This window comes from Thalassobellus sediminis (assembly GCF_044386045.1).
Lineage (GTDB): Bacteria > Bacteroidota > Bacteroidia > Flavobacteriales > Flavobacteriaceae > Thalassobellus > Thalassobellus sediminis.
Map to the genome: position 1 here is coordinate 295,255 of NZ_JBISCD010000039.1, position 17,196 is coordinate 312,450.

The 17,196-nt window shown below is 30.0% G+C and carries 19 protein-coding genes; 9 read left to right on the forward strand and 10 right to left on the reverse strand.

The window, feature by feature from the left end; all coding sequences use genetic code 11:
• Positions 1–16: 16 nt before the first annotated feature.
• The 4 genes from ACH5TW_RS06055 to ACH5TW_RS06070 form a co-directional block, all read right to left on the reverse strand.
• Positions 17–640 carry a hypothetical protein gene (locus tag ACH5TW_RS06055; RefSeq protein ID WP_439335601.1) on the reverse strand — a complete coding sequence of 208 codons (624 nt, stop codon included), beginning with the start codon at positions 638–640 and terminating at the stop codon, positions 17–19.
• A 151-nt stretch (positions 641–791) separates the two neighbouring features.
• Positions 792–2,024 (reverse strand): purple acid phosphatase family protein, encoded by a 1,233-nt coding sequence (locus ACH5TW_RS06060; protein ID WP_439335602.1) that lies wholly within the window; start codon positions 2,022–2,024, stop codon positions 792–794.
• Between the two features lie 59 nt (positions 2,025–2,083).
• Positions 2,084–3,061 (reverse strand): permease, encoded by a 978-nt coding sequence (locus tag ACH5TW_RS06065; RefSeq protein ID WP_439335603.1) that lies wholly within the window; start codon positions 3,059–3,061, stop codon positions 2,084–2,086.
• A 2-nt stretch (positions 3,062–3,063) separates the two neighbouring features.
• Entirely contained in the window at positions 3,064–3,300 is a 237-nt protein-coding gene (locus ACH5TW_RS06070; RefSeq protein ID WP_439335604.1) for a thioredoxin family protein, read from the reverse strand.
• A 417-nt stretch (positions 3,301–3,717) separates the two neighbouring features.
• Between ACH5TW_RS06070 and ACH5TW_RS06075 the strand changes: the two genes are divergently transcribed.
• Positions 3,718–4,971, forward strand: coding sequence for an ammonium transporter (locus ACH5TW_RS06075; protein ID WP_439335605.1), 1,254 nt, complete (start codon positions 3,718–3,720; stop codon positions 4,969–4,971).
• Positions 4,972–5,002: 31 nt separating this feature from the next.
• Positions 5,003–5,344, forward strand: coding sequence for a P-II family nitrogen regulator (locus ACH5TW_RS06080; RefSeq protein ID WP_439335606.1), 342 nt, complete (start codon positions 5,003–5,005; stop codon positions 5,342–5,344).
• A 10-nt stretch (positions 5,345–5,354) separates the two neighbouring features.
• Here ACH5TW_RS06080 and ACH5TW_RS06085 read toward each other — a convergent pair whose 3' ends face one another.
• Together ACH5TW_RS06085 and ACH5TW_RS06090 are read right to left on the reverse strand one after the other, a co-directional pair.
• Entirely contained in the window at positions 5,355–6,659 is a 1,305-nt protein-coding gene (locus tag ACH5TW_RS06085; protein ID WP_439335607.1) for an MFS transporter, read from the reverse strand.
• A 59-nt stretch (positions 6,660–6,718) separates the two neighbouring features.
• Positions 6,719–7,762, reverse strand: coding sequence for a glycosyltransferase family 9 protein (locus ACH5TW_RS06090; protein ID WP_439335608.1), 1,044 nt, complete (start codon positions 7,760–7,762; stop codon positions 6,719–6,721).
• Between the two features lie 190 nt (positions 7,763–7,952).
• Here ACH5TW_RS06090 and ACH5TW_RS06095 point away from each other — a divergent pair, with 190 nt between their 5' ends.
• The 6 genes from ACH5TW_RS06095 (at position 7,953) to ACH5TW_RS06120 (ending at position 11,836) form a co-directional block, all read left to right on the forward strand.
• On the forward strand, positions 7,953–8,495 hold the full coding sequence (locus ACH5TW_RS06095) for an RNA polymerase sigma factor (protein ID WP_439335609.1): 543 nt from the start codon (positions 7,953–7,955) through the stop codon (positions 8,493–8,495).
• Positions 8,495–9,040: a hypothetical protein gene (locus ACH5TW_RS06100; protein ID WP_439335610.1), complete on the forward strand. Its 546-nt coding sequence runs from the start codon at positions 8,495–8,497 to the stop codon at positions 9,038–9,040. Before ACH5TW_RS06095 ends, ACH5TW_RS06100 begins: the two co-directional genes overlap by 1 nt.
• Complete coding sequence (locus ACH5TW_RS06105) at positions 9,015–10,106, forward strand: DUF4097 family beta strand repeat-containing protein (RefSeq protein ID WP_439335611.1); 1,092 nt, start codon at positions 9,015–9,017, stop codon at positions 10,104–10,106. Before ACH5TW_RS06100 ends, ACH5TW_RS06105 begins: the two co-directional genes overlap by 26 nt.
• A 114-nt stretch (positions 10,107–10,220) precedes the next feature.
• Positions 10,221–10,895, forward strand: a complete 675-nt coding sequence (locus ACH5TW_RS06110; protein ID WP_439335612.1) for a hypothetical protein — start codon at positions 10,221–10,223, stop codon at positions 10,893–10,895.
• On the forward strand, positions 10,885–11,040 hold the full coding sequence (locus ACH5TW_RS06115; RefSeq protein ID WP_439335613.1) for a hypothetical protein: 156 nt from the start codon (positions 10,885–10,887) through the stop codon (positions 11,038–11,040). Before ACH5TW_RS06110 ends, ACH5TW_RS06115 begins: the two co-directional genes overlap by 11 nt.
• Positions 11,041–11,107: 67 nt before the next feature.
• The gene (locus ACH5TW_RS06120) at positions 11,108–11,836 is read left to right on the forward strand and encodes a GIN domain-containing protein (RefSeq protein WP_439335614.1); all 729 of its coding nucleotides are present in this window, start codon (positions 11,108–11,110) and stop codon (positions 11,834–11,836) included.
• On the opposite strand, the gene ACH5TW_RS06125 is transcribed toward ACH5TW_RS06120, so the two are convergent.
• The 4 genes from ACH5TW_RS06125 to ACH5TW_RS06140 form a co-directional block, all read right to left on the reverse strand.
• Positions 11,833–12,678 carry a DMT family transporter gene (locus ACH5TW_RS06125; protein ID WP_439335615.1) on the reverse strand — a complete coding sequence of 282 codons (846 nt, stop codon included), beginning with the start codon at positions 12,676–12,678 and terminating at the stop codon, positions 11,833–11,835. The two genes, ACH5TW_RS06120 and ACH5TW_RS06125, sit on opposite strands and share 4 nt — an antisense overlap.
• Entirely contained in the window at positions 12,668–13,582 is a 915-nt protein-coding gene (locus ACH5TW_RS06130) for an EamA family transporter (RefSeq protein WP_439335616.1), read from the reverse strand. The genes ACH5TW_RS06125 and ACH5TW_RS06130 overlap by 11 nt, the downstream gene beginning before the upstream one ends.
• Before the next feature lie 46 nt (positions 13,583–13,628).
• Positions 13,629–14,081 (reverse strand): cold-shock protein, encoded by a 453-nt coding sequence (locus ACH5TW_RS06135; protein WP_439335617.1) that lies wholly within the window; start codon positions 14,079–14,081, stop codon positions 13,629–13,631.
• Between the two features lie 95 nt (positions 14,082–14,176).
• Positions 14,177–15,730, reverse strand: a complete 1,554-nt coding sequence (locus tag ACH5TW_RS06140) for a DEAD/DEAH box helicase (RefSeq protein ID WP_439335618.1) — start codon at positions 15,728–15,730, stop codon at positions 14,177–14,179.
• Positions 15,731–15,869: 139 nt separating this feature from the next.
• Between ACH5TW_RS06140 and ACH5TW_RS06145 the strand changes: the two genes are divergently transcribed.
• A complete protein-coding gene (locus ACH5TW_RS06145; protein WP_439335619.1) occupies positions 15,870–17,156 on the forward strand; it encodes a sulfatase-like hydrolase/transferase in 1,287 nt (428 codons plus the stop codon).
• Positions 17,157–17,196: the final 40 nt, after the last annotated feature.

Genomic DNA, 17,196 nt, shown 5'->3' on the forward strand with positions numbered 1-17,196 from the left:
CCAAAATTATGTGTTACTACTGATTTAATATTGTATTTTCATTTAAAATAATATCTTTTGTTGCCACATACATATTCTCTTTTTTATTAAGTTTTAACATACTCATAACAGCTTTTGCTCGACATGCTAAAGTTAAGTCTGGCAATAATGGATCATCATCAAAAAAGAATGATGTTAATTCATATTCTGCTTTTCCAGGTTCTTTAATAGTACGATGTATTTGTCTTAACTCCTTAGAACGTAAAAACTTCCCAGGAATAAAGGTATAAAAAGTGTATTGTCCGTCGGAATTGGTTTTTATCCAACCTCTATGTTTTATGTAACGCTTACGGTTTTCATCTCTTTTAAGGTCATAATTTCCATCTTCATCTGGTTGATGTATAAAAAGTATAACATTACTAGCAGGCGTTTTTCCATCACTTTGATAAATAGTTCCTGTAATTTTAAGCTTGTCTGCTTTCGTAGCGAAATCAGGAATAGTATCTGTATTATTTAGTTGTTTTTCAGAATAATCGAAGACTGCATTTCGCTTCTTGTAGTTTAGCGGAATATCGTTACTAGTACTTGCAGATTCTTGTGCAATAAGTGTGCTAAAACTTATTAAACACGCAAAAAACATTAGGGGCGTTAGTTTTTTCATGATAGTATTAATTGTTTAATATTCTCAAAACTAAACCATTATATTATCTCTTCCTAAAAAATCTTATGAACTATAAAATATACACGATGAAATGATAAAATCTAGATGAAATGCAATTAATAAAGAAATATTATAAAAAGAATGTACTATTCTATTTATTTATAACTAACGAATCAAGCACAGCACCACCCATAGATGCAATTGTTTTTAGTTTAAGTTGTCTTCCATCAATATTTATAAGTGTAAAATGCCCCCTATGAGCCGAAGCTGCTACAATATCTTTATCACATTGCCCTGGGTTCCAATCTTTTTTTAACTTCCCTCCTGCACCTGTAGTAATTTGTATAAAACCATTTTTTATATTGGCGTATTCATTTAGTGGCTTATTATATTTTTCAATAACATTTCCATTTTTATCAAAAGGCATAAGTCTTTCATAGGTATGTGCATGCCCGTTTAAAACTAAATCAACGTTGTATTTAGTAAATAACGGATACATATCAACCACAGCTTTATATTCAGGTTTGTAAGTGCAACTAATGCCGTTATGATGAAAGTATACAAATATCCAGTCATACTTATTTTGTGCGTTTTTTAAATCGTTTTCAAACCATTTTAATTGATTTTTCTGATCGTACATTTCTCCACTTCTAGTATCCAATGCAATAAAATGAGCGTTGCCGTAATCAAAAGAATAGTAGTGTTCATTATTAGGAAGTTTCCATTCGGTAGTAAAATTAGTATCAGGATTAACATGCCAATCATGGTTTCCTAAAGCAGGGTAAAACGGAATGTTTTTTAAGATAGGTTCCATAGGCTTAAAAAGATAAGCATCAGCAAAGAAACTTTCCCCGTCAGGATAAATAATATCTCCTAGCCCAAGTCCAAAGTTTGGACGATCCTTCAAATTATGTATTTGCCAAGATGTAATTTCAGGAAAACCTCCTTTGCTTACAGGTTCTCCAATATCTCCCATGGCATAGAAGGAAAAACTAGTGTTTCTTTCAGCTGGTTCCGTTTTAAAAAAGTACTCTTCACCCGAAGCTAGTAGTTTTTCATCTGTATAAATCGAGTAATAGTATTTTTTACCTCGCTCAAGACCGTTTATGGTAACAGTATTTCTTGTTTTAAAACTATCTTTTAATATATAACCATCAGCTGTTTTATTCATAGCTTTAGAGGTGCCATATTTTACTTTAGCATGCTCACCTTTATTTGTAATCCATAAAATACTAATACTATCTTTAAAAGCATTTTGTAAATATGGTTGACGCACCAACTGTACGGTATTTGTTTTATTGTAAGATGATTTGCAATTAAACACCAAGAATAAACAGGTTAGTATTGTTATTAATTGAAGAAAGTTTTTAGTTGAAGATTGCATAATTTAAATTTAGTGAGTAAAGATATAAGCTTCTGTATTATGCTAAGGTTAATATAATATTACAAAATTATGTTGAACAAGTACCCTGAAATAATAATACATAATGTTACTACAATAAAAAAGATAATAATTAATTTTATTGACATTATTTTTTTAAGAAGCATGGCTTCGGGTAATGATAGTGCAACAACCCCCATCATAAAAGAAATAGCAGTACCTAACGGAATGCCTTTACTTACTAAAACTTGAACAACAGGAAGTATGCCTGAAGCATTTGAATACATAGGAACAGCTAAAACAGTAGCAATAGGGACAGCAAAAACATTGCTTTTATTCATATACTGCTCAAAAAAACCTTCTGGAACGTAACCATGCATCATGCCTCCAATAGCTATACCTATTAACACATAAAGTATAACGCCTTTTAATATTTTAATAGTATCATTATAAATAACAGGTAATTTCTGTATAAATGATATCTGTTCTTCATTTTTGATATTCGTATTTTTATTAGATGTCATTAAAACTTCTTTAGCCCAAGGTGTTAATAAATTATCAAGTTTTAAGTGTTGTAAAATAAATCCAGAAATCGTTCCTAATAAAATACCACTAACTATATAAATTGTGGTAATTTTAATTCCGAAAAGCCCTAAAAACAAACCTATAGCAACCTCATTTACAAGCGGTGATGTTATTAAAAATGCATACGTTACTCCTAACGGAATACCACCTCTTACAAAACCTATAAATAAAGGAACAGAAGAACATGAACAAAATGGTGTGACAACACCAAAAAGACTTGCCATTAAATAGTCTAACCCAAAGAATTTATGTGTTGTAAGATAGTTTTTTACTCTTTCTACAGGGAAATAACTATTAACAAACCCCATTAAAAAAATGATTAGGATAAGTAGTGTAATAATTTTAATGCTATCGTAAATAAAGAAGTCTAAAGCTTTAGCAAAATGACTTGTAGGATCTAAATGAAAAAGCATTTGTTTTAAATTATCAATAAAATATGACAATAAATGAAACATAGCTATGATGTTAACAACTCTAATACTTCTGTTTTAGATGGTATTCTCCCTTTAATAACAACAACACTATTAACAACAATTGCTGGAGTTGACATAACATTATAATTCATTATTTCAGCAATATCTTCTACTTTTATAATACGAGCATCAATATTATTCTCATTTACAACTTCTTGAACAATACTTGTTACTGCGTTGCATTTTGCACAACCTGTTCCTAAAATACCAATTTTTTTCATCTGTTTTGTTTTATGATTTTTTTATTAGTAAGATGTAATACTCTATTAATTATATAATGAATATTCCAAAATAAATATGCTAAGAGATGATAAGTTAATATAAATCCGTGTAAAGTTACTCTAACTAAGTAAGGCTTAACATGATAATTATCATGTTAAGCCTTACTTAGTTAATTAAATAAATTAAAAATTTAGGTGACATTTTGTAAAAAAAATACTGATGATGATTTTTTAGTGAATTGAAGTTCTCAGTTAAAAATAAATTGTGATTTCTCACAATCATTAAAAATACATTAAAAATGTTTTTTTATAATTTATTCGACAAAAAGAAGCTTCTATATTTTGTTATATTTCATTTTTCAATAAATACACCACACAAATTTATTTTTATTTAAACCAATCAAAACTAATTAATTTATGCAAGATGTAATAGCTAATGTTGTTGAACAAAAAGAACTTATTTCAGCTATTGATACTGTTTGGGTTTCAATATGTGCAGCAATTATTTTTTTAATGGAAGGCGGTTTTGCACTTCTTGAAGCAGGATTTGTGCGTGCCAAAAACGCCATGAGTATTATTGCCAAAGTAATGATAGATATTGCATTTGGAGGTCTTGCTTTTTATGTAGTAGGGTTTGGTATTGCCTATGGAGCATCAAATGGGTGGTTTGCTTTTGATTTTGGAATAACAGAAGGAGATTTAGGCTTAGGATTAACGGTTTCTAATAAATTATTTTGGTTCATTCAATTAGGTTTTGCTATTGCAGCTATTTCAATAGTTTCTGGAGCTGTTGCAGAAAGAATGAAAGTATGGGCCTATGCCATTTTTGTTATAATTTTCTGTGCTATTATGTATCCATTAGCAGCTAATTGGGTTTGGAACCCAAACGGTTGGTTGGCAGTAAGAGGATTTAATGATTTTGCAGGATCTGCAGCGGTACATGCTATGGGAGGGTTTGCTGCTTTAGCTGCTGCCATTGTGTTAGGGCCGCGTTTAGGGAAATATGATGCTAATGGAAAACCCGTTGCAATTCCAGGGCATAATTTGCCATTAGCAGCTGTAGGTGGTTTTATACTATGGTTTGGCTGGTTTGGGTTTAACCCAGGGTCTACATTAGGTGCTGTAGGAAATTGGGAGTTAATAGGAACCATTGCTACTAACACTTTTTTAGCTTCTGCAGCTGGTGGTGTTGCCACTATGTTTTATACGTATTTTAAGTACGGGCAAATCGATGTAACAATGACCATAAATGGAGTTTTAGCGGGTCTAGTTGCAGTTACTGCTGGTTGTAATATCGTAGATTCAGGCGCTGCTATTATAATTGGATTAATTGCAGGTGTTTTAGTAGATGTTGCTGTACTTTTTATTGATAAAATTAAAATTGATGATCCGGTTGGAGCTATTGCAGTTCATGGTGTTAATGGATTATTCGGAACCATAGCTGTAGGTTTATTTGCAGCTGATGGTGGTTTATTCTTTGGTGGAGGAGCTAATTTATTAATTACCCAACTAATAGGTGTATTGGCTATTGGAGCTTTTTCTTTTATAGTCACTTTTATTATTATGAAAATCATGAAAAAGACTATTGGCATTCGTGTTAATAGATCGGAAGAAAGAGCGGGTATTGATGCCGTTTCGTTTGGAGTTGAAGCTTACACAACTTTTGAATAAAAATTAGTAGATTAAATTTAAAATTACAAAAATGAAAAAAGTAGAAGCTATTATAAGACCATCAAAACTAAAAGCAGTGCAACGGGGATTAAAAGAAGCCGATATTCCTTGTATTACTGTTATTCCTGTAAAAGGAACAGGATTACAAAAAACATATTCAGAACGTTATAGAGGTACCGAACAATCTATGATTCTTCAAAGTCGTGTTATGATTAATTGTGTAGTTAGCGATAAGCATTTGCAAAAATGTATTGATGTTATTAAAGATAATGCATGTGAAAATCAAGCAGGTGATGGTAAAATATTTATATATCATGTAGAAGATGCTATACGCCTTAGCACAGGAACGCAAGGTGTTGATGCTATTCTTTGAAATCTTTAATTTACTGAGGATTACAAGCTTTTAAAGAGCCTATAATTAAAAATAAAAGATACGTAATTGTTATATAGGCTATATATTTATATGAACCTAAAGTTGTAAATGAATAACTAAATAAACTAGGAGCAATTGCACTTGCGATGACTAAAAAACTCATCACCTTACCTGTTATTGCTCCTAAATATTTTCTTCCGTAATACCGTGGACATGTAACTGCATTTACTACTGCAAACAGCCCTCCAAGTATTCCTAAACCAATTATTAATAAATAAACACCTATTGGACTGGAAAGAAATAACAATCCTAACGAAGCTAGTATTCCACTAGCTTGCATGATGTATAAATAGATTTTATGGTGAATATAATCACTTAAAATATTGCAAAGTGTAGATACTGAAATAGCTATTATTGAAATTGGCACAAAAATAGCAATAGCTTGTGATTTAGAATAATCCTGACTAGCAAAGACTGACACCACATGAAAGGTAAAACCTGTTATAAAGAAACTATTAAATGCTAAGGTTAAACTAATCATCCAGAAGGCTCTTGTTGTTTTTGCTTCTATTAATGTGAAGTTTTTTTCTACTTTTTCTTTTGTTGTAATGGTTTTTACACTTTTAATATTTCCATCAGGTTTTAAATTAAAATCTTCAGGCCTATTTCTATAAAATTGAATGATGCAAATACTAAAAACAAATAAACAAAAAGCTAGTATTTGCCAACTCATTTCCCAACCATTATTATCAATAAGTTTACTAATTAAAATTGGAGAAACCGAAAAACCTAAAGAAACAGTAATACTACTTATAGAGTTTACTTTACCCCTATTTTTATCAAACCAGATCATAATCATATTACGAGATGCCATAGTTAAAACACCTTGACCACAGAACCTTATGAATAAAAACAAGATAGACATTAATGCAAAAGGTACTACCCAAGACTGTAAATCTATTAAAGATTTTAATTCCTCACTTATTTCAACGGAAACCGAACATAATAGTAATGATACTCCTAAAAAAAGCGCCGCAAAAAACGCAACATATCGAGCACCATAAGTGTCAAATAACACACCAGCTCTTGCTACAAAAAACGCACTTAAAAGGGTGCCAATCATGTAAGCATTACTAAATTGGTTTCTAGTAAGCCCCAGTGCGTTTTTTAAAGGATCTGTAAATACAGAAACGCCTACTGTTTGACCTGGAATACTTGCTAATACACCAATACTTCCAACAACTAATACAATATAGCCGTAATAAAATGGTGATTTATTTGGATTGATTAAAGAAAATCTATTCGTTTTCAGCATATATATAGATAGATGTTACATCTATTTTAAATTATTATGAATACAACAATTTTGAATTTTTAAAGAATTTCATTAATTACTTTAAACCAATCTTCAATATTCGATTTATTAGTATTCAAGGCTATACTTCCATTGCCATAGGGTGCATAAATATTTTCATTTGTAATAGAGAAGAAACCAACGGTTGGTGTTAACGAAGCACTTGCTAAGTGCATGACACCATTATCGGCTGCTAAAAAAACAGATGCATTTTTTATGATGGCTCCCATTTCTCGAATGTCTTTACTGTAGAAATTTGGTGCTTTGAAATTGATTTTTGAAATATTTTCAATAGGCAACATTTCTATAATATTATAATTAGGAAACTCTTTTTGTAAACGCTCATAAAAAGTTAACCACCAAGCTTCAGAATAGCACTTATCGCCTGTGGCATTGGTGTATATGCAAATGGTTTTTCTATCGTTTTTAATAATTTCATCTAAAATTTTCTTACCATTAGAAAGTTCAGAATCGTTCAATTTTATATCTAATAAAGGTACTTGATTTTCATTTTTAGGAAATCCTATTTTAGCTAAGTAATCTCTCAAATTATAAACAGGATACTTTGAAATGTGCTGGTAATCTTTATGCAGCTTCGCAATATCTTCATTTGCTTCGCCAAAAATTTTTATGGAAGCTTTGGCTAAGTTTGTTAATAATCTTCCAGAAGATGAGTTTTTATCACCATTAATTACTAAATCGTAGGTTTCTTTTTTTATTGATAACCATGACTTTGCATATTTAAATAAGTTACTAAATGGTTTTCTAGGAAGCTGAATTATTTTATCAATTTCTGCATAATTTTCAAAAACAGGATACGCAACACCACCTTTAACAAACAAATCTATTTTACAACCAGGAAACGTATTAATCACTTCTTGTACAATAGGCGTTAATAAAAGTTGATTACCTAATCTATGGTTAGGTCTAATAATTAAAACTCGTTTTATGTCTGATGCATTAAGAGAACCTATTTTTGGTTCAGAATAAGAACTACCAATATTTTTAGTAAGACTGTGCGTAATTTTTCTTCTTATGCTATTAATACGTTTTGAAAAACTCATTATAAATGCTGTTATATAAAGCGTGTAAAAGTACAAATACAGATGGTGGTAGGCAAACACAATACATGCACTTTAACTTATTTAATTATTTTTTATAACTATATGCAACCTTTTACTTTTTTATTTGTCTATAATAGTAACTTAAAAAATAAAACTATTTTTAAGACGAATTAAAGCTAGCGTAATTTAATTGGAAACCAACATTTTATATACACATAGAGAGCTTGTAGAAAACAGCAAGTTAGGTGATAGAAAAGCACAATATAAATTGTATGAGCTCTATGTAGACGCTATGTATAATGTTAGTATGCGCATGATGCATATTAGAGAGGATGCCGAAGATGTTGTGCAAGATAGTTTTATTGAGGCTTTTAATAATTTATCCTCATTTAGATATGAAAGTACATTTGGCTCATGGTTAAAGCGTATCGTAGTAAACAAGAGTATTAATTGTTTGAAGAAGAAAAAGATACCTGTTGTATCTATTGAAAATGAAATGTATCATATAAAATCTGATGATATTGAAGAAGAAGCTTCAGCAATGGATATAAAAAAGGTTATTGCAGGTATAGGACTCCTGCCCTCTGGGTATCAGCAAATAATAAACTTGTATTTAATTGAAGGTTATGATCATGGTGAGATTTCAGAAATATTAGATATAACTACATCTACTTCTAAATCTCAATACCACAGAGCAAAGAAAAAATTAATTGAAATTATAAAGACATTATGATGGATGATTTTGAAAAAAGCATAAAAGAGAATAGACTTCTTTTTGATGAGCATAAAGCCGACAGAAGTAAGCTTTGGGCAAATATTGAATCTAAATTAGATGAACCAGAAGCTAAACCTAAGGTTATAAAACTATGGCAAAAGCCCATATTTAGAGTCGCTGCTACTATTATAATTGCTTTAGGATTGTTTTCTTTAGTAAACACCATAAACACTAATGGAGGTGATCAACAGAATGGTTTTGCTAATCAAGAATTAAATGATATTGATGCGCATTATAAAGGTTTGGTAGCCTACCAAGTTAAATTGGTTGACAAGAATACTCAATTATCTCCTAAAGAGAAAAAACAATTTTTGTCTTTTATCGATGAATTAGATGTTGAATACGAAGCACTAAAAATAGAACTAAATAAAAATTTAGATAGTGAAATTATTTTAGAAGCTATTGTAATTAACTATAAGAAAAGAATAGAATTAATAGAGAACTTATTAAAGCAAATTAACAGTTCTAAAAAAATAGATGATGAAGAAGCATACACTTTATAAAAAAATAGCACTACTAATCCTAGTATTAGTAAGCTACTCAATACAGTCTCAGGAAATAGTGACGAAAAAAATTGAGAAAACCTTTAAAATGACGAATGCCGGTGAATTACATTTAGATAATAAATACGGTAATGTAATAATTTCTGGTTGGGAAGAAAACAAAGCATCTGTAGTTATTGATATAAAAGTAAATAATAAGAAAAAAGAAAATGCAAAAGCGCTTATTGATAGAATTATAGCAGACATAAAAAACGCAGGTGATTTTGTGAGCATTACTTCAGAAATATCAGAAAAAAACACCAGCTTCTTTTCTAGATATTTTAACAAAGTTAATCCGTTTGAGTTTGATAAAAGCAATGTGGAAATTAACTATAAAATATACTTGCCTATTAATGCAGAAATAGATGTTACTAATAAATTTGGAGATATTGTTATTGATAATTGGACTGGTAAATTAAAAGCCAACTTAGAGCATGGCGATTTATGGCTTAATGATGCTGTATCCAATGCTAATATTATTATGAAATTTGGCAAACTAAGAGCAAAATCGATTATATATGGAACCGTTAACATAAAAAATGGCGACATAGATATTGAAAACTCTAAAAACTTACTTTTAAAAACTAGTGGTAGTAATATAGAAATAAATACGGTTACTAATTTAGAACTCTATTCTAGTAAAGACGAAATAGCTATTGAATATGTAGGAGATATTACAGGTGAACTTTCTTTTTCAAAAGTTACTGCTCAAAATGTTGAAGATAAAATTAGTTTACTGATGAGTGTTGCAGATTTAAGAGTTTTTAAAATAAATCAATCAGATGCTATGGTTGATATCAATCAAGAATCATCAGACATTCATATAAACATTACGGGTCTATCATTTAAGTTTAATGCTACTTTAGAGCAAGGCTTATTAAGGTTACCTAAAACATTTTCAAATGTTAAAAGTAAAGTCATTAACAAAAGTGAAAGGCTTAGAGAAATTACAGCCAATTATGGGAACTTAAAAAAAGGTGTCTTTTCTTTTGCAGGAAAAAAAGGTGTTATTGTTTTAAATGAATAACAAAGGCTTTATAACTTATTTTATCTAAAACATATAAAAATAATCAATTAAATGCAGCCTTTTAAAAGTTGTGTTGTCTATACTAATAACAATTACCAAAAAATTAATCAAATCATGAAAAATTATAAACTAATATTCTTAATAATTCTAACTTTCTATTTCAGCAATTTACAGGCACAAGAACAAGGTAAATCTGATAGTGATTATATTGAGTTTAACGACAGGAAAAATACGGTACACGGTGTATATGTAGGATTAGGTATGTACTCTGGTAAAATACATGGAGCAGATACATATTTAGCAGATTTTAAAATTGCTTATGTAGCCAATCAACAATTTGAAGTTGGTTTTGTTGGAGTTGGTTTTTATTCCGATTTAAATAAGCGCGGATTAGATTTTAATAATAGAGATTTAGTAGGTGCTTATGGTGGATTACATTTAGAACCTATTTTATTTGGAAAATCATTATTAAGTGTATCTTTTCCTGTGCTTATTGGAGGAGGTGGTATCGTTTTACTAGATGAAAATGATATAGAGGATGTAGAAATAGAAGATGACGAATGGCAAGCTGTTTTTGTTGTAGAACCTGGTATTAATGTCTTATTTAATTTATCTAGATATGTACAACTAGAAGCTGGAGTTAAATACCGTTTTTCTAGTAAAATAGATTTAAATCCTGATTATGACTTTAATAATATTAATGGCTTTTCAGCTGGTGTAGGTATTAAAATTGGTGTGTTTAATATGGGGAGAAACCGATATAAAAAAAATATAACAGATGAAAATTAAAAAACTAAGTGATAAAATAAATTCTGTTCATGTTATTTCAAAAAACAACAAAGTATTTGTAAAATCGGAAGCGAACGAATGGTTTCCTATAAATTTTCAATGGATTCCAATTACAGGGCTTAATGATGCAATGAAACAAATATAAAGGCGAATTAAATATGACCATATGAATCATTAAATAAAAAATCATCAATCAATCAAAAACAATCAAAATGAAAACGAACAGATTAGTAATTATAATAGCCATTATAGTGTTAACTTTAAACTCATGTAGTGTAGACTCCATTAGAGTTTCAGTAAATGATACAATTACTTATAAAGATATTCCAGTTTCAGAATACAATACTCTTGAAATATCTAACAATTTTAAAGCATTTGTAACATTCTCTGATACTGAAGAATCTATTAAAATTGAAACTAATGAAAACCTTCAAGATTTAGTTATTGCTACAATTAAGAACAATAAACTTACCGTAAAATTAAAAAACAATATACATATTAATGGCTCAGCCACTCTAAATGTTTATATCACTACAAAGTCTATTACAGAATTTAAAGTAGCAGCAGATTCAAAAATATATCTAGAAAATACTTTAGTTGAAGATGATGTAAACATTCAGGTTACTGCAGATAGTTTTTTCTCTGGTGAAGTAGATATCAATAATTTAGAACTCAAATTATCAGCTGATGCAAAAGCGGATTTATATGGTAGTACTTCTCTATTAAAAACGAATCTTTCAGCAGATGCTAAACTTTCTGATTATGATTTAGTTGTTGAAGATTTAATAATTGACATGGCAGCAGATTGTGATGCCAATATAACTGTAACCAATACTATTGATATTGACGCTACAGCAGACTGTGTTTTACGTTATAAAGGAAATGCAGATATTATTCGTAAGCATTTAACAGCCAATTCTAGAATTAAAAAAATGGATTAATTTTTAGTTCTACCCTTATACCAAATATTCAAAACCATACCTCCTATAATCAATGCGATACCTAAGAGATTCCAAAACGTGTATATTTCACTAAATAAAAGGACTCCTAAAGAAGCTGTAAAAATAACTTCAACGTATTTTATAGGAGCTATTAGGTTTGTTGTAGCACTCTGAAAAGCTTTGGTCATAAATATTTGACCTATATAACCAAATACACCTAAACTAGATAAGAATAACCATTCTGTTTCTTTAGGTGTTACCCAATTGCCTATGGAAAGCACACCACCTAAAACAGTAGCAATAACCATAAAGTAATTAACAATAACTACTGGGTGCTCACTATTACCAATTTTACTTATAATAACGTAAACTAAACCACTAAGAACAGATGCTAGTAGCACAAGTAATAATCCAGTAGAATGTAATTGTGTATCTAAGCCTTTTAAAACAAGCACTCCAAAAAATGAAATAATAAAAAATAACCATTGCAATGGTTTTATTTTTTCACGTAATAAAAGAACAGCAAAAATAGCAGCAAATATAGGTGCTAAATACCTTAAAGATACTGCAGTACCAACAGACAGATACTTAACAGACATAAAAAACAACAACATAGAAGTTGCACCTGTTATAGCTCGTAAAACAAGAAGTTTACTCTTTTTTGCTATAATTGGAATTTTATTTTTTATTAGAAATCCAAAGGTAAAAAATAGCGAACCTAAAGATCTAAAAAATACTATTTGATACGAGTTAACATCCTTTAAATACTTAACCGTAGCATTCATACATGCAAATGCTAAAGTGCTAATTAGCATGAATTTTATAGCTTTTTTAGCGTCCAATACTTCTAGGTTTAAATTTTCGCTTAGAATTAATAAAATAAACACCTGTTAACAGTACAATTGCTGCAATTATAGATTGTGTTGTAATTTGTTCATTTAAAATCCACCATCCTAAAATTAATGCAATAATAGGATTAACATACGTAGATGTTGCTACCTTTTCAGGGGAAACAACTTTTAGCAAATAATTAAAAGCTGTAAACGCAATAATACTTCCAAATATAATAAGCACTAATATAGACCATTGTACATTAGAACTCCATGTAGAAGGCAAAGTCCAAGTTTCTCCAAAACAAACACTTGCTATTGCTAGCATAATACCGCCAGTAAGCATTTGGTAACCTGTATTTACAAAATAGTTTGATGGCAAATTTGCTTTTCCAACAAATAAGCTACCGTAAGCCCAACTAATCATACAAACAAAAATCATAATCATTCCAGTAATTTGACCTTCTTGACTAATGAGTTGTTTTTGACTTACCAAAAGATAAATACCAAAAAAACCTAATACAACGCCTATATAAGACATTGCTGATATTTTTTTTCCTTGCAGAATACGCATTAAGATAAGAACAACTAATGGTTGTGCAGAAATTTCTAAAGCAGTAAAACCACTATCAACATATTTAAGTGCCCATACAACAATGCCATTTCCAAAGGTTAAAAATAAGAAACCTGCTATAATCGCATTTTTAAATTGCTCTTTAGTTATTGAAATATCAACCTTTAAAATTTTTGCAATTATAAAAATAATAATACCGGCAACTAAAAATCGTATAGATGCTAGTTTAAAAGGAGGTAATTCGGTAACCGCTATTTTATTAAGTAAATAGGTTGATCCCCAAATAACATATATTGCAAAAAAGGCTAATGCAATTGTAATTGTTTTTCGAGATACACCCATTTTAAAAAATAAGGGTTAATAAAATATAATTTCTAAAAGAAAATGATTAAATCTTTTTTACACGAACGGCATTCATTCCTTTTTGTCCGCGCTCTAATTCGTAAGTAACTTTGTCGTTTTCCTCAATAGGTTCAAGGACACCACTAACATGTACAAAATATTTTTCTTGATTGATGCTATCTATGATAAAACCAAATCCTTTAGAATGATCGAAAAAAGAAACTTTACCTTCTTTGTTTGCTGGCTCTTCTTCTTCTCTATCTTCTTTTTTAGGAATTCCTAACTCAATACTCTCAGCTTCAACTTTTTCACGCATTGCTGGATCTGGTGGCGTATCGGTTAAATTTCCATTAAAATCTACATAAGCAAATTGAATACCTTGTGGGTTTTCTTTAGCTTCAGCTCTACGAGCTTCTTTCTTTTTTTGCTTTTCCTCTCTCTTTTTTAAGCGTTTTTTTTCTTTTTCTATTTTGTTAAATGTTACTTGCGATTTAGCCATAGTTTACGTAAAATATTTTTTTTAAATTCAGAACGTAAAGATACGCCTTATTTTAAGGATGTTATAATATTATTTAAGCTAAATTACTAAGTTTCTTATTCTTCTGGTGGATAGCCAAAAATTTGTTCGAATACTTCATCAAAATTGGAACGCAAGTAAGCGTTTAATTTCTTTCTATAATCACCTCTTAACCATTCAACAAAGTTATAAGTACTTTTACTTATGCATTTAGTATAGCGTTGTATTCTAAAGTCTATATCATCTCCTAGTTTTTTTGCTAAAGCCAAAGCATCATAAACATCTTCACTGTTTTCTATACATATTTTAGCATGTTGTGCGATAGAACGTTCTAAAACAACTTTAGATGATTCTCCATTTCTTATAGAATCAACATAGGTTTTTTGAATATCGAAATAGACATCTTTAGAATTTGAAAACTCAGCACGCAATGCATCTGGCATTTCATATCTAAAATTGCTTTCTAAATCTTCATCACTTAAAATAGCATCTAAGTAATAATTTGGTGACCTAAATATACGTTGCCAATCTAAATCGTCTCCCCAAGGACCAAAACGGTGGAAGTTATTTCCTAAATCAAGTACACTAAATGTTTTCTTGTTTTCTAAAACACGAGAACCTCGACCAATCATTTGATAATAAAGGGTTAACGACTTCGTTGCTCTATTTAAAATAATACAATCTACAGTTGGCTCATCGAAACCTGTTGTTAAAATACTTACCGATGTTAATATAGCATTTGGAGTTTTTTTAAACCATTTAAGTATAAGTGCTCGCTCTTTTTTACTGTTTGTATTATCTAAATGAGCAATTGGATACCCTGCTCTTCTAAAAGTATCATACACATGCAACGAAGTATTAATACCATTATTAAATATTAATGTTTTCTTACCTTTTGCACGTTCTTCATAGGCTTGTAATAGCTTAGAAAGCATATCATTAGCAGTATACAGATCTTCAGATGATTTTACCGTATAATCACCATTTGCACCAACAACTAAAGAGGTTAAACCAACATTGTAAGAGAACATTTCAGCACGTGCTAAAAAGCCGTTTTCAATTAAAGATTCTATACTTTCACCTACAATTAATTCATCATAATTGTCAGTCATAGGCAGCTCCATACTAGAACTTAGTGGTGTTGCTGTAACACCAAGTATAAACGATTGACTAAAGAACTTAAATAGTTTAGTAAATGAGTTATAGTGAGCTTCATCAATAATAACTAAACCAATATCAGAAATATCAAGTTTATCATCATTTAATCTATTATTTAAGGTTTCAACCATAGCAACAAAACAGCTATAATCTGCTTGATCACTTAAATCTGCCTTGCTATCAACAACTTTATTATGTACTCCAAATTCTGTAAGAACTCTAGATGTTTGTTTACATAACTCAATACGGTGTGTCATTACTAACACCTTCTTTTTATGATGCTTAAGATACTGTCTTACAATTTCAGAAAATATAACTGTTTTCCCTCCTCCTGTAGGTAATTGATATAGTAAATGATAATCATCTGGAGATTCTTCAAATGCAGTGAAAATCTTATCAATAGCACCTTTTTGGTAACTATATAAATTTTTGCCTTCTTTTCTTTCTTCTAATTCGATTTGTGAAATGGACATGTATCTTAACTTTTAGTAGCGTGCAAAAATAACATCTTTAAAGGGTTTTTAACGACTATTTTCTATTAAAATTTTTAAATGATTTAAACTAAAGTTAAATTCGTTAGTCATAAATATGATCTATTTTAATTAAGAGCTTATGTTTCGTTTTATATATTCTACTATTATTTTCCTAAGTATTTTGTCATGTACTAAAAACAATGAGCTAGAAATTGATGATAGTAAATTAACAGAATCTAAAGCCCCCAACATATTATTAGTAATTGCAGATGATATGGGTTTAGATGCAACTCCTGGTTACAACATTGGCAGTATAAAGCCCAATATGCCTAATTTACAAAGCATGATAAATACAGGAATAACCTTTAATAATGTTTGGTCGAATCCAACCTGTACACCTACTCGAGCTACTATTTTAACGGGCAAATATGGTTTTAGAACAAATATCACAGCTGTTGGAGATATTTTATCTACATCAGAAGTGTCTTTACAAAACTATTTAGACACCAACACCAATAACGCTTACAGTCATGCTGTTATAGGGAAATGGCATTTGTCAAATAATGTAACACATCCTATAGATATGGGAATAGATTATTATGCAGGCTTATTAGGAGGCGGTGTACAATCATACTATAACTGGAATTTAACAGAAAACGGGCAAACAATAACATCTACAGAATACAGCACAACAAAATTCACAGATTTAGCTATTAATTGGGTGAATAATCAAACACAACCTTGGTTTTTATGGTTAGCTTATAATGCGCCGCATACGCCGTTTCATTTGCCACCAAATAATTTGCACGATCAAGGAAGTTTACCTACAGACCAAACAAGTATAGATAACAATCCACTACCATATTATATAGCGGCAATTGAGGCAATGGATACTGAGCTTGGCAGATTAATAGCATCTATGAGTACTACAGAAAGAGATAATACCATTATTATTTTCATTGGTGATAATGGCACTCCAAATCAGGTAGCGCAAGGATATAATAGACGAAGAGTTAAGGGCAGTATTTATCAAGGAGGTGTAAATGTACCCATGGTAATTTCAGGAAAAAATGTAACTCGTACTAATCAGATAGAAAACGCATTAATTAACACTACCGATTTATTTGCTACCATTGCAGATATTGCTGGTAGCGGAACTACAGAAATTAATGATAGTAAAAGTTTTAGGTCGCTTTTTACTAATAATGAAGAATCAATTAGAAATTACGCTTACGCGGAAAATGATGATATTTCAGTTAGAAATTTAACTCATAAATATATATATTTCGATGATGGATCTGAAGCATTTTATAATTTGAATACTGATGCTTTAGAAGAATCTAATCTGTTAAATTCAAATTTAAGTAATAGTGATATAGCTATTAAGAATGAGCTAAGCTCAAAGTTACTTGAAATTAGAAATTAAGATTTAACAAACTTCCCTGTGTTTATAGAGACTACTTAAA